At 28.9% G+C, this 25,087-nt stretch carries 28 protein-coding genes; 13 read left to right on the top strand and 15 right to left on the bottom strand.

What is annotated here, in order from left to right:
* Nucleotides 1-3: 3 nt before the first annotated feature.
* The 4 genes from WH52_RS02715 (at nt 4) to WH52_RS02700 (ending at nt 3,847) form a co-directional block, all read left to right on the top strand.
* Nucleotides 4-1,089: an LptF/LptG family permease gene (locus tag WH52_RS02715; protein ID WP_086029372.1), complete on the top strand. Its 1,086-nt coding sequence runs from the start codon at nt 4-6 to the stop codon at nt 1,087-1,089.
* Nucleotides 1,076-1,984, top strand: coding sequence for a DMT family transporter (locus WH52_RS02710; RefSeq protein WP_086029371.1), 909 nt, complete (start codon nt 1,076-1,078; stop codon nt 1,982-1,984). Before WH52_RS02715 ends, WH52_RS02710 begins: the two co-directional genes overlap by 14 nt.
* Before the next feature lie 91 nt (nt 1,985-2,075).
* Nucleotides 2,076-3,029, top strand: a complete 954-nt coding sequence (locus WH52_RS02705; RefSeq protein WP_086029370.1) for an acetyl-CoA carboxylase carboxyltransferase subunit alpha — start codon at nt 2,076-2,078, stop codon at nt 3,027-3,029.
* Between the two features lie 71 nt (nt 3,030-3,100).
* The gene (locus WH52_RS02700) at nt 3,101-3,847 is read left to right on the top strand and encodes a DKNYY domain-containing protein (protein WP_086029369.1); all 747 of its coding nucleotides are present in this window, start codon (nt 3,101-3,103) and stop codon (nt 3,845-3,847) included.
* A gap of 38 nt (nt 3,848-3,885) precedes the next feature.
* Here the strand turns inward: WH52_RS02700 and WH52_RS02695 are convergent, their stop codons facing one another.
* Nucleotides 3,886-4,515: a 7-carboxy-7-deazaguanine synthase QueE gene (locus WH52_RS02695; RefSeq protein ID WP_086029368.1), complete on the bottom strand. Its 630-nt coding sequence runs from the start codon at nt 4,513-4,515 to the stop codon at nt 3,886-3,888.
* Entirely contained in the window at nt 4,487-4,966 is a 480-nt protein-coding gene (locus tag WH52_RS02690; protein WP_086029367.1) for a RidA family protein, read from the bottom strand. The genes WH52_RS02695 and WH52_RS02690 overlap by 29 nt, the downstream gene beginning before the upstream one ends.
* 116 nt (nt 4,967-5,082) lie before the next feature.
* Between WH52_RS02690 and WH52_RS02685 the strand changes: the two genes are divergently transcribed.
* From WH52_RS02685 to WH52_RS02675, 3 genes are read left to right on the top strand one after another with little or no spacing between them, the layout of a single operon-like run.
* Entirely contained in the window at nt 5,083-6,606 is a 1,524-nt protein-coding gene (locus WH52_RS02685; RefSeq protein WP_086029366.1) for a helicase HerA-like domain-containing protein, read from the top strand.
* Nucleotides 6,607-6,652: 46 nt separating this feature from the next.
* Entirely contained in the window at nt 6,653-7,213 is a 561-nt protein-coding gene (locus tag WH52_RS02680; protein WP_233131507.1) for a hypothetical protein, read from the top strand.
* A gap of 52 nt (nt 7,214-7,265) precedes the next feature.
* Nucleotides 7,266-7,631 (top strand): cupin domain-containing protein, encoded by a 366-nt coding sequence (locus tag WH52_RS02675; protein ID WP_086029365.1) that lies wholly within the window; start codon nt 7,266-7,268, stop codon nt 7,629-7,631.
* Here WH52_RS02675 and WH52_RS02670 read toward each other — a convergent pair.
* The 5 genes from WH52_RS02670 to WH52_RS02650 form a co-directional block, all read right to left on the bottom strand.
* Entirely contained in the window at nt 7,628-8,269 is a 642-nt protein-coding gene (locus tag WH52_RS02670; RefSeq protein WP_198938356.1) for a response regulator, read from the bottom strand. The genes WH52_RS02675 and WH52_RS02670 overlap by 4 nt on opposite strands.
* A gap of 56 nt (nt 8,270-8,325) precedes the next feature.
* Entirely contained in the window at nt 8,326-10,203 is a 1,878-nt protein-coding gene (locus WH52_RS02665; RefSeq protein WP_143592021.1) for a tetratricopeptide repeat-containing sensor histidine kinase, read from the bottom strand.
* Nucleotides 10,204-10,226: 23 nt separating this feature from the next.
* Nucleotides 10,227-10,760, bottom strand: coding sequence for a hypothetical protein (locus WH52_RS02660; RefSeq protein WP_086029363.1), 534 nt, complete (start codon nt 10,758-10,760; stop codon nt 10,227-10,229).
* Nucleotides 10,761-10,856: 96 nt separating this feature from the next.
* Nucleotides 10,857-11,546: a ZIP family metal transporter gene (locus WH52_RS02655; protein ID WP_086029362.1), complete on the bottom strand. Its 690-nt coding sequence runs from the start codon at nt 11,544-11,546 to the stop codon at nt 10,857-10,859.
* Nucleotides 11,547-12,275 carry a class I SAM-dependent methyltransferase gene (locus WH52_RS02650; protein ID WP_198938355.1) on the bottom strand — a complete coding sequence of 243 codons (729 nt, stop codon included), beginning with the start codon at nt 12,273-12,275 and terminating at the stop codon, nt 11,547-11,549.
* 83 nt (nt 12,276-12,358) lie between these two features.
* On the opposite strand from WH52_RS02650, the gene WH52_RS02645 reads away from it, so the two are divergent.
* Complete coding sequence (locus tag WH52_RS02645) at nt 12,359-13,531, top strand: THUMP domain-containing class I SAM-dependent RNA methyltransferase (protein WP_086029361.1); 1,173 nt, start codon at nt 12,359-12,361, stop codon at nt 13,529-13,531.
* Between the two features lie 28 nt (nt 13,532-13,559).
* Here WH52_RS02645 and WH52_RS02640 read toward each other — a convergent pair whose 3' ends face one another.
* The 7 genes from WH52_RS02640 to WH52_RS02610 all read right to left on the bottom strand — a co-directional run bounded on the left by WH52_RS02640 (nt 13,560) and on the right by WH52_RS02610 (nt 19,409).
* Nucleotides 13,560-14,372 (bottom strand): hypothetical protein, encoded by an 813-nt coding sequence (locus WH52_RS02640; protein ID WP_086029360.1) that lies wholly within the window; start codon nt 14,370-14,372, stop codon nt 13,560-13,562.
* 6 nt (nt 14,373-14,378) lie between these two features.
* A complete protein-coding gene (locus tag WH52_RS02635) occupies nt 14,379-14,561 on the bottom strand; it encodes a hypothetical protein (RefSeq protein WP_086029359.1) in 183 nt (60 codons plus the stop codon).
* Nucleotides 14,562-14,676: 115 nt separating this feature from the next.
* Nucleotides 14,677-15,453: a pentapeptide repeat-containing protein gene (locus tag WH52_RS02630; protein WP_086029411.1), complete on the bottom strand. Its 777-nt coding sequence runs from the start codon at nt 15,451-15,453 to the stop codon at nt 14,677-14,679.
* A gap of 127 nt (nt 15,454-15,580) precedes the next feature.
* Nucleotides 15,581-15,853 (bottom strand): HU family DNA-binding protein, encoded by a 273-nt coding sequence (locus WH52_RS02625; RefSeq protein WP_086029358.1) that lies wholly within the window; start codon nt 15,851-15,853, stop codon nt 15,581-15,583.
* Nucleotides 15,854-16,041: 188 nt separating this feature from the next.
* On the bottom strand, nt 16,042-16,986 hold the full coding sequence (gene fmt, locus WH52_RS02620) for a methionyl-tRNA formyltransferase (protein WP_198938354.1): 945 nt from the start codon (nt 16,984-16,986) through the stop codon (nt 16,042-16,044).
* 4 nt (nt 16,987-16,990) lie between these two features.
* Nucleotides 16,991-18,874: a RecQ family ATP-dependent DNA helicase gene (locus WH52_RS02615; RefSeq protein ID WP_086029356.1), complete on the bottom strand. Its 1,884-nt coding sequence runs from the start codon at nt 18,872-18,874 to the stop codon at nt 16,991-16,993.
* On the bottom strand, nt 18,864-19,409 hold the full coding sequence (locus WH52_RS02610) for an AAA family ATPase (protein WP_086029355.1): 546 nt from the start codon (nt 19,407-19,409) through the stop codon (nt 18,864-18,866). The genes WH52_RS02615 and WH52_RS02610 overlap by 11 nt, the downstream gene beginning before the upstream one ends.
* Before the next feature lie 111 nt (nt 19,410-19,520).
* On the opposite strand from WH52_RS02610, the gene WH52_RS02605 reads away from it, so the two are divergent.
* From WH52_RS02605 to WH52_RS02585, 5 genes are all read left to right on the top strand, one after another.
* Nucleotides 19,521-19,802 (top strand): DUF493 family protein, encoded by a 282-nt coding sequence (locus tag WH52_RS02605; protein ID WP_086029354.1) that lies wholly within the window; start codon nt 19,521-19,523, stop codon nt 19,800-19,802.
* Nucleotides 19,803-19,806: 4 nt separating this feature from the next.
* Nucleotides 19,807-21,417, top strand: a complete 1,611-nt coding sequence (locus WH52_RS02600) for a peptidylprolyl isomerase (RefSeq protein ID WP_086029353.1) — start codon at nt 19,807-19,809, stop codon at nt 21,415-21,417.
* On the top strand, nt 21,417-22,277 hold the full coding sequence (locus WH52_RS02595) for a hypothetical protein (protein ID WP_086029352.1): 861 nt from the start codon (nt 21,417-21,419) through the stop codon (nt 22,275-22,277). The genes WH52_RS02600 and WH52_RS02595 overlap by 1 nt, the downstream gene beginning before the upstream one ends.
* A complete protein-coding gene (locus WH52_RS02590) occupies nt 22,240-23,619 on the top strand; it encodes a peptidylprolyl isomerase (RefSeq protein ID WP_233131506.1) in 1,380 nt (459 codons plus the stop codon). The genes WH52_RS02595 and WH52_RS02590 overlap by 38 nt, the downstream gene beginning before the upstream one ends.
* 79 nt (nt 23,620-23,698) lie before the next feature.
* Nucleotides 23,699-24,652 (top strand): AAA family ATPase, encoded by a 954-nt coding sequence (locus WH52_RS02585; RefSeq protein WP_086029351.1) that lies wholly within the window; start codon nt 23,699-23,701, stop codon nt 24,650-24,652.
* Between the two features lie 47 nt (nt 24,653-24,699).
* Here the strand turns inward: WH52_RS02585 and WH52_RS02580 are convergent, their stop codons facing one another.
* Nucleotides 24,700-25,086 (bottom strand): YchJ family protein, encoded by a 387-nt coding sequence (locus WH52_RS02580; protein ID WP_086029350.1) that lies wholly within the window; start codon nt 25,084-25,086, stop codon nt 24,700-24,702.
* Nucleotide 25,087 lies beyond the last annotated feature (1 nt).

The raw sequence follows: 25,087 nt of genomic DNA, 5'->3' as shown, positions 1-25,087 counted from the left end.
TTTTTGAAAATACTAGATTGGTACATATTAAAGAGATACTTAACAACGTTTTTATTTACGTTACTTATCTTAATACCTATTGCGGTAGCTATTGATATTTCTGAAAAAATTGATAAGTTTTTACGTCACGAAAATTTAACTTTTTATGAAGTAGCAGTAGATTATTACGTAAACTTCATAATTTATTATGCCAATACATTTATGCCTTTGGCATTATTTATAGCGGTAATTTTATTCACCTCTAAATTGGCAAATAATACTGAAGTAGTAGCTATAAATAGTTCTCAAGTTTCGTTTACTCGTTTTTTGTATCCTTATTTCTTGGGTGCTACAATTGTTGCTTCGATAGCTTTACTTATGAATCATTTAGTAGTACCCAATAGTAGTAAAACTCGTAAAGCTTTTGAAAAAAAATATCTTTCAAGAAAAACCTATGAAGATACTACGGTAAGAGATTTTAGCTTACAATTGAATGATAGTACCTATATGCATGTTCAAAATTTTGATACAAAAAGAAGATCAGGATATAATTTTTCTATTGAAACATATAAAGGATTACAACTTAAAAACAAACTTACTGCAGATAATATAAACTGGATAGTAAAAGATAGTGTATTTAGACTGTATAATTGGAAAGAACGTAAGGTTTTCAATAAACGAGACAGTATTTTTCAAGGAAATAGTAAAGACACAACATTTGCTTTTACTCCCAAAGATTTTAATTATAAATCTACTCAAGCACAAGAAATGCCTTCGGGTGAATTGATGGAGTTTATAGAGTTATCAAGAAAAAGGGGGGTTAAAAATTTAAACTCATTTTTAGTAGAACTTTATAAAAGAACCAGTTTACCAATTGCTTCATTTATTTTAACATTAATAGCGGTTGTATTAGCACATAAGAAAAAAAGAGGAGGTTTAGGAGTTAATCTAGCTCTAGGTATGGCAATGATGTTTGTATACGTTTTCTTCTTAAAAGTAGCAGAAGTTTTAGGAGCTGTTGCAGGTGCAAATCCTTTATTAAATGTATGGATGCCTAATGTAGTATTTGGTATGTATGCAATTTATCTCTACATCAATGCAAGGAAATAAGTTAAAAAACTATCTTCACTTACATTTTATAGTATTTATTTGGGGTTTTACAGCAATTTTAGGAGCCTTAATATCTATAGATGCTGTTCCGTTAGTTTGGTATAGAATGCTACTAGCAGTAGTGTTTATTGCGATATATTTTTTAATCAAAAAGAAATCATTTACTGTTGATAGAAAGGGAATTTTAAAATTTGCTTTTTCTGGAATTATCATAGCGATACATTGGATAACCTTTTTCAAAGCAATTAAAGTATCAAATGTATCGGTAGCATTAGTAACAATGAGCACAGGTGCTTTTTTTGCCTCATTAATAGAGCCTTTCTTTTTTAAGAGGAAAATTAAAATGATTGAAATTTTCTTGGGCTTATTAGTTGTTTTAGGACTGTATATTATCTTCAATTTTGAAAGTCAATATACCTTAGGAATAGTTTATGCATTGATTTCAGCATTTTTATCAGCCTTATTCTCTGTTTTAAATGGATTATACGTAAAAGAATATAATGCCAATACAATTTCTTTTTATCAGTTATTGTTTGGTGTTTTAGGAGTCACAATTTTTCTATTATATACAGGAAGTTTTACTACAGATTTTTTTCAATTACAAACCTATGATTGGTTGTATCTTTTCATCTTAAGCAGTTTTTGTACTGCTTACGCATTTATCGCTTCAGTATATGTAATGAAGTACTTAACTCCATATACCGTAATGCTAACGATTAATTTAGAACCCATTTATGCAATCGTTTTAGCCTTGTTAATATTTGGAGAAAAAGAACAGATGAATCCTGAGTTTTATTACGGTGCATTAATAGTGTTATGTGTCGTATTATTAAACGGAATTCTAAAAAATGCGGCAACAATTCAACAAAAAATAAAATCGAAGAAGATTAAATAATAGTTAAAACTGTATAATTTTTTAGTATGTTTGCTTTTACAAACAACCAAATAACTAAGTTATACTATAACAAGAAACAAAGCTATATAAAATGGAATATTTAGATTTTGAAATGCCAATTAAAGAACTAGAAGATCAATTGGCAAAATGTTATGATATAGGAAAAGAGAGCGAGGTAGATGTTACCGAAACATGTAAAAAAATAGAAAAGAAATTAGCAAAAGCTAAGAAAGATATATATAAAAATTTAACTCCTTGGCAACGTGTACAATTATCACGTCACCCAAACAGACCGTATACTTTAGATTATATCAAAGCATTATGTGGAGATACTTTTATGGAGTTACACGGAGATCGTAGCGTAAAAGATGATAAAGCTATGATTGGTGGTTTAGGTAAAATAGGAGATCAATCTTTTATGTTTATCGGTCAACAAAAAGGATACAATACAAAGACACGTCAGTATCGTAATTTTGGTATGGCAAATCCAGAAGGATATCGTAAAGCTTTACGTTTAATGCGTATGGCAGAAAAATTTGGAATTCCTGTAGTTACTTTATTAGATACTCCAGGGGCTTACCCAGGATTGGAAGCTGAAGAACGTGGACAAGGAGAAGCGATTGCTCGTAACATTTTTGAAATGACACGTTTAAAAACTCCAATCATTACAATTGTAATTGGTGAAGGAGCTTCTGGTGGAGCTTTAGGTATTGGAGTAGGAGATAGAGTATATATGATGGAAAACACATGGTATACAGTAATTTCTCCTGAATCTTGTTCATCAATCTTATGGCGTAGTTGGGAGTATAAAGAGCAAGCAGCTGAAGCTTTAAAATTAACTGCTGATGACATGAAAAAATTAGCATTAGTAGATGAAATTATTGAAGAGCCTTTAGGGGGAGCGCATTCTGATAGAGAAGGAGCTTTTAATGCGGTAAAAGATCAAATTTTAAAAGCATTTGATGAATTAAAAGATTTATCAGAAGTTGATTTAGTAGCACAACGTATGGATAAATATGCAAACATGGGAGTTTATAAAGAATAGACTTTTTAAAGAATATAAAATAAAAAACTCGCCAATTGGCGAGTTTTTTATTTTGATTACTTTTGGTAAGTATGAGAGTGAAAAAATATGTTTTTGCATTTATTTTGTTTACAATTTTATCATGTAAATCTGATTATGTAATTGAAGATGATAAAGTTTATTATAAATATTGGAGTTTCTCTCAAGGAGGTTGGAATAAGATGTTGCTAAAATCGGTTGATTATAAAACATTTTCAAAGATAAATACTGATGAAAATATTTATGGAAAAGATAAAAACTTTGTTTTTTTTAAAGAGAAAATTATCAAAGGAGCAGATCCCAATACATTTAAGGTTTTAATTAAAGGTTATGCTATAGATCAAACTAAAGCTTTTTACTATACAGATTCTATAACCAATTCCAGTTCTAAAGGCTTTGAGGTAATAGACGATTACTATTCAAAAGACTTAAAAGATGTCTTTTACAAAACAGAAGGATTAAATGTTTGTTCAGTAGATTCGTTTAAACTTATGTTTTTAGATGAAGAAAAATGGAGTCGTTGGTCTACAGATGGATGTAGTTACTATAAGGAAAATTTTAAAGTACCAACCTTAGATTATAAAAACTTAAAAGTTTATAAAAATTTTAATGTTTCAACTGATAAGTACTTTTTGTACTATCTTAATAAAAAGATTACATATGAAAAAAAATGGGAAAAATATATTGATACAATTGATGTAAATACCTTTAAAGTTTTAGGATTTAATCATTATAAAGATAAACATGGTTGTATTAATATGAATGGTAGAATAATGCATAGTAGATTAGAATGTAAATAGTATTCCATAAAAAAAGCAACCTAATTAGGTTGCTTTTTTTATGGAATGTTTAAATACTTATGTGTTTGTAAAGAAATTCTCCATTTAGGATTTTCCATTACGTAATCAATAATCATCGGTGTCATTTTTTCTTTTTTACTCCACTCAGGTTGCAAAAAAAGTTTACATTTTTTACCCACTTTGGCAGCTTGTTCTTCAGCAAATTGGAAATCATTTTTATTATGAATAATCATTTTTAATTCATCTGCTTCTTCATATGCTCTATCTAAAGGTAATTTTGTTTTTTTAGGAGATAAACAAAACCAATCCCATTTTCCAGAGAAATCATAAGCTCCAGAAGTTTCTATGTGAGTTTTAATTCCGTTTTCTTGTAATAGATTTGTAATATAATCTAAAGACCACATTAAAGGTTCACCACCAGTAATCACTACAGTTTCGGCATACTTCTTAGCATTAGCAACAATAATGTCTGTATCTGTAGGAGGGTGTAAATTAGCATCCCAACTTTCTTTAACATCACACCAATGGCATCCCACATCACAACCACCAATTCGTATAAAATAAGCAGCAGTACCAGTATGTGCACCTTCACCTTGAATCGTATAAAACTCTTCCATTAACGGAAGCATTTCTCCTTTATTAATTAATTCTTGCGTCTTTAAATCCATCTACTTTTACGGCTATTACATCAATTTCGATTTTAGCACCTACTAATAAATCGGCTGCAAAGGTAGTTCTTGCAGGTTTATTTTTAGGAAAATATTTACGAAAAATTGTATTGAATGCTTTAAAATCGTTTACATCACTTAAAATAACGGTACATTTTACAACATGTTCTAAGTCAGAACCATGATGCTCTAATACTTCTTTTATATTTTGTAATGTTTGTTCGGTTTGAGATTCAATGGTGTTTCCTGCAAGTTGTTTAGTATCAGGATTTATCCCAACTTGTCCTGCCAAATAAAGTGTATTTCCAGCTTCAACAGCATCAGAAAACTGAGCATTTTTCTTACGTTCTAACTTAGATTTATGAAAAATTAAACTAGGTTTTTCAGCGGTAGTTTTACACGATACAAATGCCAAAAGAATTGAAAAAGAAATAAGATGTATGTATTTCATAATTGCTTGATTAAGTTTGGTTATAGGTAAATTTAGTGAAATACTTGATAAATTAAATCGAACGAGTTTTTGAAATGCTAATTTTAATAGTATTTTTATCGAAATTTTGTTGAAAAATGAGCAATAAGGAAACTTTTTTTAATTACATAAATGAAGGTTATGCTTGTAAAGGAGATTTTATCACTTTAGGGGCAGCTATGTTAGGAGAAGAAACTGTAACAAACGCTTTGGTAAATGTGCCGTTAAAAACCTTAAATCGTCACGGATTAATAGCTGGTGCTACAGGTACAGGTAAAACCAAAACGTTACAGGTAATGGCAGAGAATTTATCTGAAAAAGGAATTCCTGTGTTGTTAATGGACATTAAAGGAGACTTGAGTGGATTAGCACAACCGAGTCCTGGACACCCTAAAATAGATGAGCGTCACGAGAAAATTGGTATTCCGTTTGATGCTAAAAAATTTCCTATTGAAGTCTTATCAATTTCTGAACAAGATGGTGTTCGTTTAAGAGCTACAGTTTCAGAATTTGGTCCTGTATTATTATCTAGAATTTTAGATTTAACCGAAACTCAAGCAGGTATTGTTGCTATTATTTTTAAGTATTGTGATGATAATCAACTACCATTATTAGACTTAAAAGACTTTAAAAAACTTCTTCAGTTTATTACTAACGAAGGTAAAACTGAGATTCAAGAAGAATACGGAAGAATTTCAACAGCAAGTACGGGAGCAATCTTAAGAAAGATTATCGAGATTGAACAACAAGGAGGAGACTTATTTTTTGGAGAAAAATCGTTTGATGTAGATGATTTAACTCGTATTGATGAAAATGGTAGAGGAGTAATTTCTGTATTAAGATTAACTGATATTCAAGATAAACCTAAGTTGTTTTCAACATTCATGCTTCAATTATTAGCAGAGGTTTATGAAACTTTTCCAGAGCAAGGAGATAGTGGAAGACCTGAGTTAATTATTTTTATTGATGAAGCGCATTTAGTATTTGACGAAGCTTCAAAAGCATTATTGAGTCAAATAGAAAGTATTGTAAAGTTGATTCGTTCTAAAGGAATAGGATTGTATTTTGTAACCCAAAATCCTAAAGATGTTCCAGAGGATGTTTTAGCGCAGTTAGGACTAAAGATTCAGCATGCATTAAGAGCTTTTACAGCGAAAGATAGAAAAGCTATTAAGTTAGCTGCAGAAAATTATCCAGATTCAGAATATTATGATACAAAAGAGGTATTAACACAATTAGGAATTGGAGAAGCATTAGTTTCTGTATTAAATGAAAAAGGAATTCCAACTCCGTTGGCAAGAACTATGTTGCGAGCTCCGATGAGTAGAATGGATGTGTTAACGGATAAAGAGTTAAAAGAAGTTTTAGAAAATTCTAACTTAATTTCTAAATACAACAAAGAAGTAGACCGTGAGAGTGCTTACGAATTGTTAAACGAGAAGATAGACAAAATTAACAAAGAAAAATCTGAAGAGGAAGAAAGAAAGGAAAAAGAAAAAACAAAGAGAAGAACTTCTTCAAAAAGAAGTAGAAGTACTCGAATGAATCCAGTAGTAAAAGTATTGACTAGTGCTACGTTTATTAGAGCTGCCTTCGGAATATTAAAAAAAGTATTAAAATAAATATAAGTAATTCTTAAAAGTTACGTTTAAACTAAAAAACAGATTAATGAAGCATTTTTATAAAGCTATTTTGGTAGGACTAATGTCAGTATTATTTGTACAATGTGGTAAAAGTAAATACGATATAGCCAAAGGAAAAATTGGTCAGTTAACTACCAAAACTACAGTACAAGATTTTGATAAGATTTTTGAAAACGACTCTGTAGTAAAAGTGTTAAGTGAAGGAGCTAAAGGAAATAGCTATTTTCAAGAAGATGATAAGTATTTAATTTACGAAAAAGGAGGGAAGCACTTGCTTACCATTGTACCAAAAGAGCAATTAGACTCTACATCTACCATTAAAAGTGTTGAAGTTTTTGATGATAGATTTAAAACAAAATCTGGATTAAATATTAATTCTACTTTTGAAGAGATTAATGCAAATAATAAGATTGATAAGGTTGAAACCTCATTTACATCTGCTACTTTATTTATTGATGAGTTAAACGCAACAGTAACTATTGACAAAGAAGATTTAGGCTTAAAGGAATTTAGTACTCAAAAAGTGAGTTTAGAACAAATTCCTGATTTAGCAAAAATTAAATCATTTACAGTTTGGTTTAACTAAAAAGTCATTGAAATCCGAAATTATAAATTTCGGATTTTTTTATCTCTATAAAATGAAGAAATATACCATTCAAAAATCACCTTTTGTTGTTCCAACTACCGATGGAAAGTTAATTGAAGAGCATTTTGGTAATGCAACTACCAAAGATTCTAAAATAAGTATTGCACATATGGTTGCTCCTGCTGGTTGGAGTGAGCCTTTTCAAGCTCCAGAATTTGAGGAATACACCTACATTATTAAAGGAAAGAAACAGTTTAATATAGATGGTGAAATTGTTGTTTTAGAAGCTGGTCAGTCTATTAAAATTGAAAAGAATGTAAGAATTCAGTATTCAAATCCATTTGAAGAAGAATGTGAATATTTAGCCATTTGTTTACCAGCATTTTCTATTGATTTGGTGAATAGAGAAGAGGATTAAAAACTATACTTTTTGTCAATAGCGTATTTAACCAATTCGTTTCCGTTAGTAAGTTTTAGTTTACGAATCATATTTTTACGGTGAGTATCAACAGTAGTTTTGGCAATAAAAAGTGCTTCACTAATTTCTTTAGAAGTTTTTCCTTCTGCAATAAGTTGTAAAATTTCTTTTTCTCTATTCGAAAGAATTACTTTTTCTGATTTTCCAATAGTTACATTTTCATCTATATAACTATTCATAAAATTAAAAGCAACATTTGGGTCAAAAAATGTTTCTCCGTTAGCAACAGTTACAATGGCTTTAGAAAGCATTTTAATGCCTGAGTTTTTAAGTAAATATCCAGAAGCACCTGCATCTAACATTTGCTTTATAGCGTCAGGTTGATCAAACATAGTAAGTGCTAAAACTCGTATATGAGGAAATTGCTTTTTTATATGTTTGGTAGCATTAATACCATCCATTCTAGGCATTCTAATGTCAGTAATAACTAATTTTGGTTGTTTTAAGCTAACGAGTTTTACTAAATCTTCACCATTATTTACAGTGCCAATAATTTGGATTTCATCGTCATATTCGAAAAAAGATTTTACACCATCTATAAGCATTTGATGATCTTCTGCCATAGCAATAGTTATCATAATTTTTGTCTTTTAACAAATATAATGATAACAGATTTGAAATAAAATACTTAGGTTTAGGTATTCGTTTCAGGAAAATTAATGATAATTGTTGTTCCTTTATTTAGAGTAGAATCTACTTCAAAAGTTCCGTTTAAATGTTTAACTTTTCTTTGAATAGCATGTAAACCCATACCATTATTAAGGTTAGTTTCTTTAAAGTTGAAGCCTTTACCATTATCTTCAATAATAATGTTTAAAACTTTATCAAATAATGAAATGTTTATGGTTGCTTTAGTAGCATTTGCGTGCTTAATAATGTTGGTTGTAAGTTCTTGGATTACTCTGAATGCGGTTAATTCAATTGTGTTTTCTATGCGTTTCTCTAAACCATAATCTAAAACTTCTATTTGAGTTTTATTAGCAGATGATATTTTTTCAGCCATTAATTTTACTGCGACCAAAAGTCCTTGATTAGCTATTACTCCTGCATTTTTTGCATGGGCAATGCTTCGTACTTTTAAATAAGTTTCGTCAATTAATTTTTCAGTTTTTTCGTATAGTTCTTCTTGATTAAAATGTTTCTTTTTACGGTTTAACTTTAAATTTTCAAAATGAAGTTTTAGTGTTGCTAAAACACTACCGATATTATCGTGTAAATCTTCGGCAATTATCTGACGCTCTTTTTCTTGACCTTCTATCATAGCATTTATAGCCATAATTTCTTGTTCTTTAATGAGTGTAATATTTTTTTGTTGCTCTAGTTCTTGTTGTTGTTCTGCTAATAGACGTTTTTTACGTGAATTTTTGAGAGAAAGGAAAGTTATAACACCTCCTAAAACTAAAAAAGATAAAGCACCATAAAAGAGATTTTGGTTTTGTTTTCTTTTTTGTTCACTAACTAAATTATCTTGTTTAAGTTGTAGGTTCTCTTTTTCTTTTTTTTCGGTTTGATATTTAGTTTGAAATTCCTCAGTTGCAATGGCATATTTATTTCTTTTAATTATAGCGTCAAGTTTTTTACTTTTAGATAAGTAGTTAAATGCTCTTTTATAATTCTGTAAAGAAAAATAATTATTTGAAATTAATTCATAAGCATTAACAAACCCTTTATATTGTTTGTTTGGAATATCTATCTTAAGAGCTTTGAACAATATTTCATTAGACTTTATATAATTTCTTTTTTGATTATAAACAAAGCTTTTGTTAACAAGTACATCAAATATTTTATGTTTAAAAAAAGAAAGTTCTTTTCTCGTAGAATATATTTCTTCAGCTTTTTTAAAATGAAAAATGGCTTCATCTAAATTTTTATAATTAACATCAAATGAAACGCCAAGTAAATTGTGAAAATCGGCAGCTAAGAAAATATTTTTATTACGATTACAAATGGTTATTTGTTCTTTTATATCGTCAGTGACTTTTTCAATTAGAAAAGGCTTTTTTTCTAAATAAGCTTGTTGGAGTTTAAAAGATAATAAAAAGAACATTGCTTGAGATTGTTCAAATTTATTATAAGCATGCTTGAGATAATTGTTAGAATAAAATTTAAAAGATTTTATGTTTTTTTCAGTGTCTAAACAATAGTTGTTAATTCTCTTAAGTGTTTCACAGATTAATACAGAATCTTTTAAATTTATTGATTTTTGATATGCTAAATTGAAAAAATTAAAAGCAGTATTATAGTGTTTGTTTTTTTTGATAATACAAGAGTCTCCTTTGGCTATATATAATAAAATCGTGTCTTTTTTTAATTGAGCATTTTTGTTTAATTTCTTTATTAATAGAGTGTCAACTTTTTTTAATTCTAAAACTTTCTTTTGATAAAGTAAGTATTGATTTTCTACATTATCGTTTGTGAAATTAAAACTAAAATCAAACTGATTTAATTTATATACATTATCAGAAAAACTTTGTGGGTATATTTTTAGTATACCCACAAAAAATAAAATCAATTGAATTTTTTTTATCAAAGAAATTAATTAAGATAGTTAAACTTACATTGTCTACCACAACAAAAACTTTGTGGTTCTTTTATATTTAGAATATCTCTTTCATTTATTCTTGTTCCCCAAGGTGTCTCGATATAAATATGATTATCATAATCTGATGATCTATTGGCTTCTATGATATAATTAACATCAGATTTTTCGTAAACGCTATTTTCTGGTTTAAAAAAAGTAGGTTTTAAATCAAATTCGAAATCATAATTATCTAATATTTTGACATTTTTTATTTTATAATGAATTGGACCACCAAAATTAGTTAATTTAAAACTTAATTTTTTTACAGTATCTCTCTCCATTTTATCAAACTTCACCAAGATAGCATAATTTGTTCCTAATAATTTTGAATTATGTATTACTTGAAATATATTCTTTTTTATATTTAAATGATAAGTAACTTCTTTATCAGGAATATTATCAGCATCTTCAAAAGTCGAATGACAAAAAAAGAACATTAAAGAAGTTGTGAATAATAAAACAATATTTTTGATTTTATTGGTGTTCATAGTAGATTAATTAGTTTATATAAATTTCAATAAAAGTAATTTGATTTAACTACCTATAAATAGGTAATTTTAACTCACTAAATATAGGTAAACAAATTATAAACTAAAAATAGTCAACAAAATACCGAGAAGGATAGCAGAGAATTTTTGTAAGTTGAATTTATGATTCTCAGAACTTTCAAAAAGAATAACGGTAGAAATGTGTAAGAATACACCAATAATCAAAGCAGTAATCTCTGTGTGATATTTTATAAACAAGTCAACTTTTTCAGCTAACAACTTTCCTAATGGTGTCATTAAGGCAAAAACTGTTAGAAATAAAGCAACTGTTTTTTTAGGGTATTTTGCTTGTTGTAAAAAAGTAGTTAATACAATAGCAATCGGAATTTTATGTATCACGATTGCCCAAAGTAAATTGTCTTGTTCAGAATGATCATGATTTATAGGCAAACCTTCAGAAAAAGCATGTAAGCATAAACTAAAAAAAAGCAACCAAAAGAACTTCTTTTCATCAGAATGTATATGGATATGCCCATGTTCAGCACCTTTTGAAAAAGATTCTAAAACAGATTGGATTAAAATTCCAGCTAAAATTAAAATCCCGAAACGTTTCGTATTTCCATGCGCATGTTCATATACCTCAGGAATTAAATGTAAAACAGTAACTGATAATAAATAAGCACCACTAAAAGCTAATAACAATCTAACTATTTTGTTAGACGGTTTTAGTAATAAAACAATGATAGCACCAATAAGTACAGAAGCAATTAGTAGTAGGTAACTCATTTATTTAGCAATTAATATTAATCTGTCGGAAGTTTCTTTATCAAAAGAATCTAAAGCATAATTTCCAAAAATGTTGGTGATTTTTAGATCTACTTTTTCAAAATATGATTGCATTTTTTCTAAATCTAAAAACTTTACTCTTTCGGTAAATGAATATTCTTTTTCTTCAAAAGTAAAAGAAATATGTTTCAAGATAAAACCGTCTTTAATTTCTCGGTTGATATGAAAATCAATACTATCTATCGATTTTATTTCATTCTTAACTAACGTATTTTTTACTTTTTCTACATTTAAAAAATCCAGCACTAAGGTTCCGTCTTCTTTTAAACCATTTTTCATGTTTTGTAGAATAAGTATATCTTCTTTATCATCTTCAAAATAACCAAAACTTGTAAAAAGATTGAATATTGCATCATACTTATTTTCATAAGGTTTACGCATATCCCATACTTCAAACTTTAACGTCTCGTTTTCAAATTGTTGTGCGTGTATAATACTATTCTCGCTTAAATCTCCACCAGTTACCGTATATCCTAAAGAATTTAAGTATACCGAATGTCTACCTTTGCCACAAGGTAAATCTACAATATGAGCTGTAGTTGGTAATTTTAAAAATGAAGTAATGTTACGCATAAAGAATTGCGCATCTTTATCATTTCTGTTTTTGTACAGTATATGATAAAACGGTGTGTTAAACCACGAAGAAAACCAGTCTGTTTTTATATTCATACCCATAAGGTCTGCAAAAATAAAGAAATCTTACATTTTGTAACCACTCTATGTTGTACTTTTGCATTTCAATTTATTCGTTAATGGAAAGAGATTTTAAAATGACTGCCATAACCATGGCTGGTTTAGAAGAAGTTTTAGCTGATGAATTACGTTTATTAGGAGCTCAAGATGTAAAAGAAGGAGTTCGTAATGTGTCGTTTAGAGGTGATAAAGGTTTTATGTACAAAGCTAATATTGCTCTAAGAACAGCTATTAGAATTTTAAAACCTATTAAACGAAGTAAAATTTTTGATGAAGAAGATTTATACGAAGCAATACAACGTGTAAAATGGGAACGTTTTTTAGAAGTTGACGGAACTTTCGCTGTTGCGGCGGTAGTAAACTCTAGAAACTTTACAACAAATTCGCACTATATTAGTTTAAAATCAAAAGATGCCATTGCCGATTATTTTAGACATAAATTCGGTAAACGACCGAATGTTGATTTAAAATATCCCGACGTAAAAATTCATATTCACATTCATAAAGAATGGTTGACAATTTCGTTAGATTCTTCTGGTGAATCATTGCATAAAAGAGGATATAGAAGTGCCACTAACATAGCACCAATTAACGAGGTGTTGGCGGCAGGATTAGTTTTACTTTCAGGATATAAAGGAGAAGAAAACTTTATAGATCCAATGTGTGGTTCTGGAACGATTTTAATTGAAGCAGCGATGATTGCCAATCATATTCCGGCAAATATTAATCGTAAACATTTTGCTTTTGAAAATTGGAATGATTATGATGAAGATTTATATTTCACTATTCAAGATTCATTATTAAAAAAGATAAAAAGTTCTCATTTTAAAATAATGGGATTTGATAAAGCGCCTTCAGCAGTAAGAAAGGCGCAACAAAATATAATTAATGCTAATTTAGAAGAGTTTATAGGAGTGCACCATGTAAATTTCTTTAATTCTAAAAAAGAGGTTTTTGGTAAAACGACTATTCTGTTTAATCCGCCTTATGGTGAACGATTAAATATTGATACTAATGAGTTTTACAGAAAGATAGGAGATACATTAAAACACAATTATTCTAACTCTACAGCTTGGTTAATTACTTCGGATATTCAAGCACTAAAAAATGTTGGATTAAGAACCTCAAAAAGAATTCCGCTTAAAAATGGTGATTTAGATTGCCGATTTGTAAAATATGAACTTTATGAAGGAAGTAAAAAAATGAAAAAACAATTTGATGTTGAAGAATAAAAAAAATCCGCTTTAAAGTGGATTTTTTTTATTCTTCTTTTTGTAGTTTTTTTAAAGAAATAATACTAATTAAAAGAAGTAGTATTAATAAACATACTTGTCCAATAATATCAATTGTTTTTGTTGGTATTCCCATTGCTGTATGTCCTGATACTATTAATCTTCGAAGACCAAACCAGCCATAAGTTAATATTGCTCCTGTAGCTGCCATCAATATATGTTTTGCCTTCCAATTTTTTTGAGCTGCCCAAGTTGTAAATATTATAATAGCTAAAATATCAAGGACCATAAACCCCAATAATCCAAATAAATAAGAAAATTTGTGGTTTGGTGCATAATGAAACCATAATTGGAATGTACTAGATAAGACAAATGAAATAATAAGAACTAACCAAATAGAAAGAGTTTTATCTTTTTCTATTACCGACTTTTTAAAAGGTTTCTTTATCACCTTAAAGGCTATAAAGATGATTAAAAAAATACTTAGAACTATAGAAATATATTGAGGAATAGATGCGATAAAGTCAAATCGTTTTATAGTTGAAATAGCTGTTCCAGCCAATCCAAGTATACTGAATATTCCAACTACTATGAGTTCTGATGTGTGTAACCAAGGTTCACGAGAACGTTTTCCAGCAAAACCTTCAGCTATAGCAATAGGAGCACTCATACTCCAAACTGTGTGAAGAGTTATTATGAAGATTGCATAATTAAATGAAGTACCTAATTGAGGAATAAAACCATATTTTAAAAGTGTTGTTCCTGCATAGTTCGGATTAAATAAGGTTAAATTCACTAAACCTTCAGCAATTAAACCAAATACTGCGCCTAATAAAATCATAGTTATTCAACCTCTTCTAGTTCTTCTTACAATTTCTCGAATAAAAAGTGCAGATGCTCCATATAAAGGAATGAAAATTCCTAAATACCCAAGCTGCCGAATATTAAAATCGCCTAATAAAAATTCTGCTATAAGAGGAGAGATAAAAAGTAATATTAGAGCAGGTATAATTCTTTGTAGTGTATTCATAAACTATTTCTTATCTAAAGTTATATTCACTTGATTAAAGAAAATTAACTTAAACTTTATGCATAAAAAAACTCGTTACGATTAAGTAACGAGTTTAAACTTACGAAAAGTTATATTATTTCTTACTATTCAAAAGATACTTACTAAAGCTTTTTCCATTAATTCGTGTGTATTTAGAATCGATATCGTAGGCTACATCCATATTAGTAATATCAAACTTACCATGTACTTTGGTGTATTTAATGTTTAAATCTTCTTCGAATTTTACATTTCTAAAAGAAACTCCGTCTTTAAATTCTGTGTATTTAAAAATAGCAGTGTCTTTAAAAATAGCATTTTCAAAACTTACATATTGCTTAAACTTAGAGTATTTAAATGTAGATGGTTCGTCAAATAAAGTATCTTCAAAAGTAATATCTCTTTCAAATTTTGCATATTTAAAGGTAGAATCTCCATTGAATTTAGATCCAGAGAAATCGGTATTTCTTTCAAAATCTGAATATTTAAACATTGCTTTTTCTTCAAACGTACAATCCTTAAAAACTACTACGTCTTCAAAGTTAGCCACAAATGTATACCCGCTATCTTCATGCGGTATATATGCTAAAACGTGATCTTGAAAAGTACAGTTTGTAAATTGCACTTTTCCAGCAATTTGTTTTTCAACAGTATTCGATCCACCATTATTCCACCAACGTCTTCTTTTGGGTAATTTAGGTAAGGCATCGTCCATAAAAGTAAAGTCTAATACTCCATTAATAGTTGCATTAGATATTTGTACGTTTTTACCTTCTTTAAGGTCTTTCATAATATCTGATGCATCAACAGTTTTTTGTGCTATAGAAGTGCTTACACAAATAATAAAGCTAAAAATTGTAATTATATGTCTCATAAGGTTCATTAGTTATTAATTTACTTTAAAGACATCTTTAAAAAGAAGTTTGTTACAGTTTTATAAAAATAAAAAACAGCATTTAGAATTTCTAAATGCTGTTTTGTATATGTTTATAAAGTAAATCTTAGTTTACAGAGTCACTTAAACCAGCTCCTGCTTTAAACTTAACAACGTTTTTAGCAGCGATTTGAATTTCTTTACCAGTTTGTGGGTTTCTTCCTGTTCTAGCAGCTCTTTTAGATACAGACCAAGTTCCCCATCCAACTAAAGCAACTTTATCACCTTTCTTTAAAGAGTTAGTTACGTTAGAAGTTAAAGAATCTAATGCAGCTTTAGCAGCAGCTTTTGAAATTCCTGCGTCAGCAGCCATAGCATCGATTAAATCTGATTTGTTCATAATTTTAATAGATTTTAAAAAATTAATTAATGTTATTTTGCTTAATAGCTCAACAAATATAGACGGAATGCGGGATTGCGCAAGTTTTACCCCTAAAAAAATGCTGTTTTGTTAATAAATACCCCTAAATTGTTAATAACCTAGGGTTCTTTTAGTTGAAAAACTCATAAAGCCTTATGTACTGTGGCTTAGAGCACTTTAGCGTTTTCAGAAAAAGTAAATCCATTTAATAAACTTTTAGCATCCATTTTCTTTTTGCCAGAAAGTTTAATTTCAAGAATATTTAAGTAACCTTCTTTTACGGCTACTTTTAATTCTTTTTTGGTCGCTACAATTGTTCCTGTTTCTAGTTGATGTTCTTCAAATTGTTTTGAAACTTTATAGATTTTAGCAGCTAGCTCTTCTTCATTATTAATAATTGATGTCCAAGCAGTTGGATAAGGATCTAAACCGCGAATATGATTGTAGATATTATTTAAAGGTAAAGACCAATCTATTTTACAATTATGAGGGTATAATTTTGGCGCAGATTTTTCTTCTAAATCGGGTTGTTTGGTTGTGATAACATCTCCTTTAGTAATTAAATCAACAGTTTCTGCAACTAAATCGGCTCCTAAATACATTAAAGTATCGTGTAATTCGCCAACAGTTTCATCATCTTTAATAGAAGTTTCCTTTTGTAAAATGATTTCTCCAGTATCTATTTTTTCATCAATAAAAAAGGTAGTAACACCTGTTTTGGTTTCTCCATTTATAATTGCCCAATTAATTGGTGCAGCACCTCTATATTCTGGTAATAGAGAAGCATGAAGATTAAAAGTACCATATTGTGGCATTGCCCAAACCGATTTAGGTAACATTCTAAAGGCAACGACTATTTGTAAGTTTGCATTCCACTGTTTTAAATCTTCTTGAAAATCTTCGTTTTTTAAATTTTTAGGTTGAAGAATAGGTAAGTCTTGAGACAACGCATATTTCTTTACTGCTGATTGATTTAACTTACGTCCTCTACCAGCAGGTTTATCGGGAGCAGTAATTACTCCAACCACGTTATAGTTATTTTCTACTAAATGTTTTAAAATGGTAACCGCAAAATCTGGCGTTCCCATAAAAACGATGCGTAAATCTCTCATTGTCTTATTCTATTGTATATTTATTGTACGAATTACAGCTAATTTTTTCTTCTGCTAATAGCTCTCGCAAAAGTATTAAAATGTTTGTTTCGTTTTCGTTTAGAAGTTCACAGATTTCTTTTGAACTTAATTCGTTATGTTTTCTTAAAAGGTTTAAAATACTAGTTGCGTTTATTGAAGTTTTGTTTTGCAAACAAACATCACAAATTCCGCAATTATTAGTTATGGTTTCATCAAAGTAATGTAACAATTGTTTGCTTCTACAAACAGAATCATTTTCTACGAACTTTAATAAACTGGCAGTTTTTTCTTTTTTCTGCTTTAAGTAAACTTCAATATTCTTTGAAATTCTATTAATAGTTTTATCATCTTCTCGTGGATGTAAAAAGAATAAATCACTATTAGAATTTACTTTTTTATAGTTTATCATTTCTTTTTCGGCAAGTTTTTCTAATTCTTCAATAACAAACCAAGAAGTAGTATTGAGTTTTTTGGCTAGATAAAACTCGTCAATTTTTATAGGTTGTTCAAAAATACCTCCATACATTCTTAATAGTAGTTGAACGATATTTTTTGCTGAATGATTTTTTTCAGTCAGATACAAAACTTGCTTTGGACTACTTATGAATTGAACTTCAGATTTTTTATGATAATTATTTTCTAGTTGAATAATTCCGTTATTGATTAAAATTTGAAGTGCAGTATAGGTTTTATTGGGAACAAATTTGTACTTATTACAAAATTCTAAAAAGTTAAATTCAAACGGAGTTTCAATAAAATCACCTAAAGCAATTTGAAATTGCTGATACAATTTTTGATGAACAACTTTAATATCTTTTATTGTTGGTAGCGATTTTTGTAACAATTCTTGCGTGAGTAGAATATCACTCTTATTAGTAAGTACAACTGAAAATGCTTTTTTACCATTTCTTCCACCTCTACCAGCTTCTTGAATATAATTTTCGATAGAAGAAGGAAGGTTTAAGTGAACAACAACTTTTACATTCGCTTTGTCAATTCCCATTCCAAAAGCATTGGTAGCAACCATAATGGGTGTTTTTTCTGTCATCCAATTATCAAAAGCTATTTCTTTTTCTACTGATGACATTCCTCCGTGGTAAAAAGAACTTTTAAATCCGTTAGCATTTAAGTAATTACTAATATCTTTTGTTTTATTCCTAGAATTCACATAAACAATAGAAGGAGTGTTATTTTTCTTAAATATTTGCTGAAGTTTATAGAGTTTATCTTCAGTGTAAAATATTTGATAGGCTAAATTCTCTCTATAAAATGATTGTCTAAAAATTTGTGGATTGGTAAATTGTAAACTTTCAGAGATATCGTCAATTACTTTTTTAGTTGCTGAAGCGGTAACAGCAATTATAGGAGTAGAAAGCAAATGCTCTTTTAAAATATTAATGTTTCTGTAGGATGGACGAAAATCATGACCCCATTCAGAAATACAATGTGCTTCATCAATAGCAATTAATGAAACGTTTAACTGCTTAATTTTCTCTTGAATAAATTTAGATTGTAATCTTTCAGGAGAAATGTATAAAAACTTAGTTTTACCAAAACGAATATTATCAAACAAAGTAATGAGTTCATCTTGTGTACTACCCGAAGGTAAAAGAGTAGCTTTAATTCCTTTGTTAGTTAAGTTTTTAACTTGGTCTTGCATTAATGCAATTAGTGGAGAAATAACAATACAAATACCTTCAAAACAAAGTGCTGGTATTTGATAACAAATAGATTTTCCTCCACCAGTAGGTAATAAAGCAATCGTATTTTGTTGCTCAAAAACCGATTTAATAATTGGTTTTTGAGCTTCTCTAAAATCAGAATAACCCCAGTGTTCTTGTAATATTTTAAGTGCTTTATTGTACATCGTTTTGTAACGAATGTAAAATATAATCGCATCTTTCTTTTACAGTTCCAAACGGAACGTTTATAATTTTATAACCTATTTCTTGGTACGCGTCTCGTAAAAAAGTATCAATTTTTACGGCTTGTTCAAACGTTTCGTAGCGCTCGTTGTCCGATTGATAAATCTCTTCCCAAGGAGCTAACATAAATACCTTGTCGTAAATATATTGACTACTTTTTTCTTTGTAAACAGGTGGGTATTCGTTTCCTAAATAGTTCATATAGGCATGTACATCTGGAATTCCTCTGTCAAAAAAAACAATTTCAGAAGTACTATTTTTTGCATCAATATATTGTTGTTCACGTCCTTCTAAAAGCATTTGACTAAATAATAAAGGTTGTGTTAAGAATAATTGATCTATTCCTTCTTTTTGTGCTTTTAATGTAACCTCTCTCGAAATTTCGGGCATACATTCAAATCCTCTGTTAATCAATTCATTTAAAACGGTTGATTTTCCAGTTCCAGGTCCTCCTATTAAAACTATTTTTTGTTGCATTTTGCAAAAATAGAAGTTTCAATTTATAAATTTAATAAATAGTGTAATTTTGTATTTCGACGATTGTTTAAATCGTCAATTAAAAGAATATTGAAGAAAACAAGATAACGAATGTCGAAAAGAGAAGAATTTTACAAGAAATTAAAAACACAATTAGACGATACGTCTACATTTCCAACCGACTATTTATACAAGTTCATAGTACCTGCAGAAGGAGATAAGGTAGAATCGGTACAAAATTTGTTTAATAAAGGAGGAGCTATTATAAATACAAAGAAATCTAAAACAGGAAAATATATTAGCGTTTCTATTCGTTTAAAGGTAGCAAGTTCAGATGAAGTTATTTCATATTACAAAGAAGCAGAATCAATAGAAGGTATTATATCATTATAAACAAATGAAGAAAAGTATTTTAACCGCTTTAATAGCATTATCGAGTTTTTCAACTTTTAGTCAACAGTCTGATGTTTTATTAACTATAAACGATAAACCCGTTTATGTTGATGAGTTTAAAAGAGTTTATGAAAAGAATTTAGACATTGTTGAAGATGAAGATTCAAAAGACATTGATAAATATTTACAATTATATATTGATTATAAGTTAAAAGTAAATGAAGCTTTTGATAAAAAGTTAGATACAGCTAAAGCTTATAAAAGAGAATTAGATGGCTATAAAAGGCAGTTAATGACGCCTTATTTACAAGATCAAGAATTTGTAAATAAATTAATAAAAGAAGCTTATAATAGAACAAAAACTGAAGTTAAAGCGGCTCATGTTTTAGTTCGTTTTCCTAAGCACATGAATCCAAATGATACGTTACAGTATTATGACAAGATTCTAAAAGCAAGAAATAGAATTGTAGCAGGAGAAGATTTTGCTATAGTTGCTAGAGAAATGTCTGAAGATCCGTCAGTGAAAGTTAATGGAGGAAATTTAGGGTATTTTAAAGTTTTTAGAATGGTGTATCCTTTTGAAGACGCTGCATATAAAACAAAAAAAGGAGAGGTGTCAATGCCTTTTAAAACTCGTTTTGGTTATCATATTGTAAAAGTTTTAGATAAAAGAGAATCTAAAGGAGATTTTGAAGCGGCTCATATTTTAGTAAGAGATAAATCGATTATAGGAAAGGTTAAAATTGATTCTGCTTACCAAAAATTAAAAGAAGGAAAATCTTTTGAAGAACTAGCTAAAATTTATTCAGAAGATAAAGGAACGTCTAATATTGGTGGTAAATTACCAAAATTTGGGACAGGAATGATGGTAGAACCATTTGAAACAGCTGTTCAAAATCTTAAAAACATTAATGATTATAGTGCTCCTTTTAGAACAAAATATGGTTGGCATATTGTTAAATTACTAAAGAAATATCCAATAGAATCTTTCGAAAAGACAAAGCCATATTTAACTAAAAAAGTTAAAAGCTCTAATCGTATTAGACTTTCAGATCAAGTTGTTCTTAACAAATTAAAAGATAAGTATAAAATTAAGGTAAATGCTAAGGCATTTAAAGTTTTTGAAGATAAGAATTTTAAAAACTTACCTAAAAGTAATTTCCAAAATGATTTGCTAAGTATTAACGATAAAAAAATTAAGCAAGAAGATTTTTACAAGTATGTAAAAAATAGACATCATCATTCTATTGAAGATGAATTTGAAAAGTTTAAAGACAAAGAGATTTTAAATTATTTTAAAGAGAACTTAATTAATTCTGAATCAGATTTTAGAAATACATTTTTAGAGTATAAAGAAGGGTTGTTGCTTTTTGAATTAATGCAACAAAAAGTTTGGAACAAATCGTCTAAAGATACCTTAGGATTAAAAAGTTTCTTTGCTAAGAACAATTCAAAGTATAAAGGAAAAGAGCTTGATAAAATTAAAGGACAAGTAATTAGTGATTATCAAAAAGAATTAGAAGAAAATTGGTTAAAAGAATTAAGAAATAATAACAAAGTGAGAATTAGAAAAAAGACACTTAAAAAACTTAAGAAAACTTATAATCAATCATAGTGAAAAAACTTTTTTTAGCAATACTAACTACTACATTATTGGTTTCTTGCGATTTAATTTCTTTAAAAAAAGAACAAGTAAAGGAAGAAAAACCAATAGCTTCTGTTTATGAAGTGAATTTATATTTAAAAGATATAGCTTCTTTAATTCCTAGCAATATTTCAAAAAAAGATAGTGTTGTATTGGTCAAAGGACTTATTAATTCTTGGGCTAAACAGCAACTTTTATTAAGAAAGGCAGAGGAAAATATATCTTCTGTAAACAACGAAAAGATTAATAATTTAGTGAATGATTACCGAGAAAGTTTATATGTAAACGGATATAAAGAACGATTGGTAAAACAACAGTTAGATACAATTGTTTCTGATAATGAAATTGCAAATTATTATAGTAAACACAAAGAGAATTTTAAGTTAAATGACGATGTTTTACAGTTTGATTATGTTTATTTTGGACAAGATTTTTTAGATAAAAAAGAAACTATTGATCGATTTAAGTCCGAAAAAGAAGAAGACAAAATAGCCATAGAAGATCAAACCATAAATTTCAAATCATATCGATTAAGAGATTCTGCTTGGGTTTCGGTTGATTATTTACAAGAAAAAATTCCTCCTTTTAGAGCAGAACCTAAAGAAAAACTGTTAAAAATATCAAAATTCATACAAAAAGAAGATAGTTTAGGAGTATATTTGGTCGCTGTAAAAAATATTCTAGGAAAAACACAAACAGCTCCTTTAAGCTATGTAGGTCCTAGAATTAAGCAAATCATTTTACACAAGAGAAAAATAGAATTAATTAGAGAGATTGAAAAAACGCTGATAAATGATGCAATTCAAAACAAAAACTTTAAAGAATACTAGTACTTTAATAGCTTTATTATTTGCTTCGGTACTTGCTGCTCAAACTAACCCAAATAAAATTGACGGTGTTGCGGTAGTAGTAGGTAAGAATATTGTATTAGATTCTGATATTGATAAGTTTAAGCAAGAAGTAGAAAATCGTAGTGAAGGAAAAGTTAAGTTTTCAGACTGCGAAATGTTAGAAGAGCTAATGCAACAAAAATTATTAGCACATCATGCAATTGTTGATAGTGTTACAGTTTCTCAGGCAGAAGTAGATGGTGGTGTTAAAAGAAGTATAGCTTTTTTTACAAATGAATATGGAAGCCAAGAAAAAGCTATAAAAGCGTATGGTTTTAATGATATAGAAGATTTTAGAAAAGAGTTAGAGCGTGTTCAAAAAGAAAATCTTTTAATTAAAAAAGAGCAAGAAAAAATTACTGAAGATGTAGACGTTACTCCAGAAGAAGTTCGTGTTTATTTTAATGGATTAAAAGATAAAAACAATTTACCAGAGTTTCCTGCTGAGGTAGAAATAGCGCAGTTAGTATTACAAGCAGAAGCAACAAAAGAAGAAGAGCAACGTGTTGTTGATAAGTTAAATCAAATAAAAAAAGAGGTTGAAGGAGGAGCAAGTTTTAAGTTAAAAGCTATTATTAATTCTGATGAGCCATCTGTAGGACAAACAGGAGGAAATTTAGGAGCTATTACCAAAGACTCTCCATTCATTAAAGAATTTAAAGAAGTTGTTTTTACTTTAGATGAAGGTCAAATTTCAGAACCTTTTAAAACAGACTTTGGATATCATATTGCTTTATTACATAAAATTAGAGGTAGAGAACGTATAGTTTCACATATTTTAATGCAACCAGAAATTTCTGATGAAAAGTTAAATGAAACTAAGAAAGAAATAGAAGATGTAATAAAAGACATTAAAGACGGTAAGCTAACTTTTGAAGAAGCTGTAAAAAAATACTCAGAAGATAAAGACACTAAAAATAGTGGAGGTCTAATTGTAAATCCATATACAGGAGAATCTACTTTTGAATTAACACGTATGCCACCAGATTTATTTGGTAGAATTAGTGAACTTAAAAAAGGAGAACTGTCTGATGTCTTTTATGATGAAACAAGAGGAGGTGAAAAAATGTATAAAGTTCTTATAATGAAAGAAAGAACAGATACTCACACAGCTGATTTAGTAAAAGACTATGTAAAGGTACAACAGTTGGCACTTCAAAAGAAAAAAGAAGAAACAATTACCAAGTGGGTAAAAGATAAAATTGCAGAAACTTACATAAAGTTAGGAGACGGATATAAAAAATGTGAGTTTAAAGAAGATTGGAAAAAAGAGAATAAATAAAACCCAATAATTTACTATATTGTCATTCCCGCTACGGCGGGAATCTTTATTTATAAAAATATTAATATTAGAACATACTATGTCTGATGTAACTGCGGTAAACAATTTAGTAGTTAAATATAAAGAGCTACAAAAAGAAATAGGAAAAGTAATAATAGGTCAAGAAGAAGCAGTAAATTTTACCTTGTTATCTGTTTTTTGTGGAGGACATTCATTGTTAATTGGTGTACCTGGACTTGCAAAAACCTTATTAGTAAACACAATTTCTAATGTTTTAGGATTAGACTTTAAAAGAATTCAGTTTACGCCAGATTTAATGCCATCAGATATTTTAGGAAGTGAGATTTTAGATGAAAATAGAAAGTTTAAATTCATAAAAGGACCTATTTTTTCTAATATCATATTGGCAGATGAAATTAACAGAACGCCTCCGAAAACACAAGCAGCTTTATTAGAAGCAATGCAAGAACGTTCGGTAACAGTAGCAGGTCATCATTATAAATTAGATTTGCCATTTTTTGTATTAGCAACTCAAAATCCAATTGAACAAGAAGGAACTTATCCTTTGCCAGAAGCTCAATTAGATCGTTTTATGTTTTCGATAAATTTAGAATATCCTAGTTTTGAAGAAGAAGTTCAAGTGGTAAAAAATACCACTTCTGAAGTTCAACAAACTGTGTCATCTGTGTTCTCTGCTCAAGGAATAATTAATACTCAAAAGTTAATTCGAAAAATACCTGTAACAGATAATGTTATAGAATACGCAGTTGGTTTGGTAGCAAAAACCAGACCTAATTCAGATAAAGCTACAGAACTAATTAAAAAATATATCGATTGGGGTGCGGGCCCTCGTGCATCACAAAATTTAATTTTAGCGGCAAAAGCTAACGCAGCTATTAACGGAAAATACTCACCAGATATTGAAGATGTACAAGCGGTTGCAGTTCCTATTTTATCGCATAGAATTGTAAAGAACTATAAGGCAGAAGCAGAAGGAATTACTGTTAAGCAAATTATAGAATCATTATTTTAATTAAGAAGCAATAATTGTCATTCCCGTCAAAAAGGGAATCCAAAGTATTAGTTTGCTTTTACATACACCCAATGACCATTTTCTTTACTAAAAAATGAGTTTTCATGAATTATGTCAATTGAGCCATTTTCCATAAAATAGGCTTTAAATTCTACAGTTCCTTTGGTATCGCTTGTTGTTCCTTTTGTAGTATGTAAAACTTCTAATTTTAACCATTGTACAGATTTTGTCCAAGACAAAATTTCTCTTTTTTCTTTTTTTGAAGGTCGAGTTGTACTATGATGACTTTTTTGTAAATAATCTACATTAGCCAATACAAAAGCGCTATATCTAGAACGCATAAGTTGTTCAGCAGTAAATGCTTTTTGAATGTCTTCATGAATGGGCTTACAACATTCACTATACTTTTTTGATGGATTACAAGGACAATTCATT

The organism is Tenacibaculum holothuriorum (assembly GCF_002120225.1).
In the GTDB taxonomy this organism is placed as follows: Bacteria; Bacteroidota; Bacteroidia; order Flavobacteriales; family Flavobacteriaceae; genus Polaribacter; species Polaribacter holothuriorum.
The sequence above is the reverse complement of the archived record's forward strand: the minus strand, read 5'-3'. Positions and strand labels throughout refer to the sequence as shown.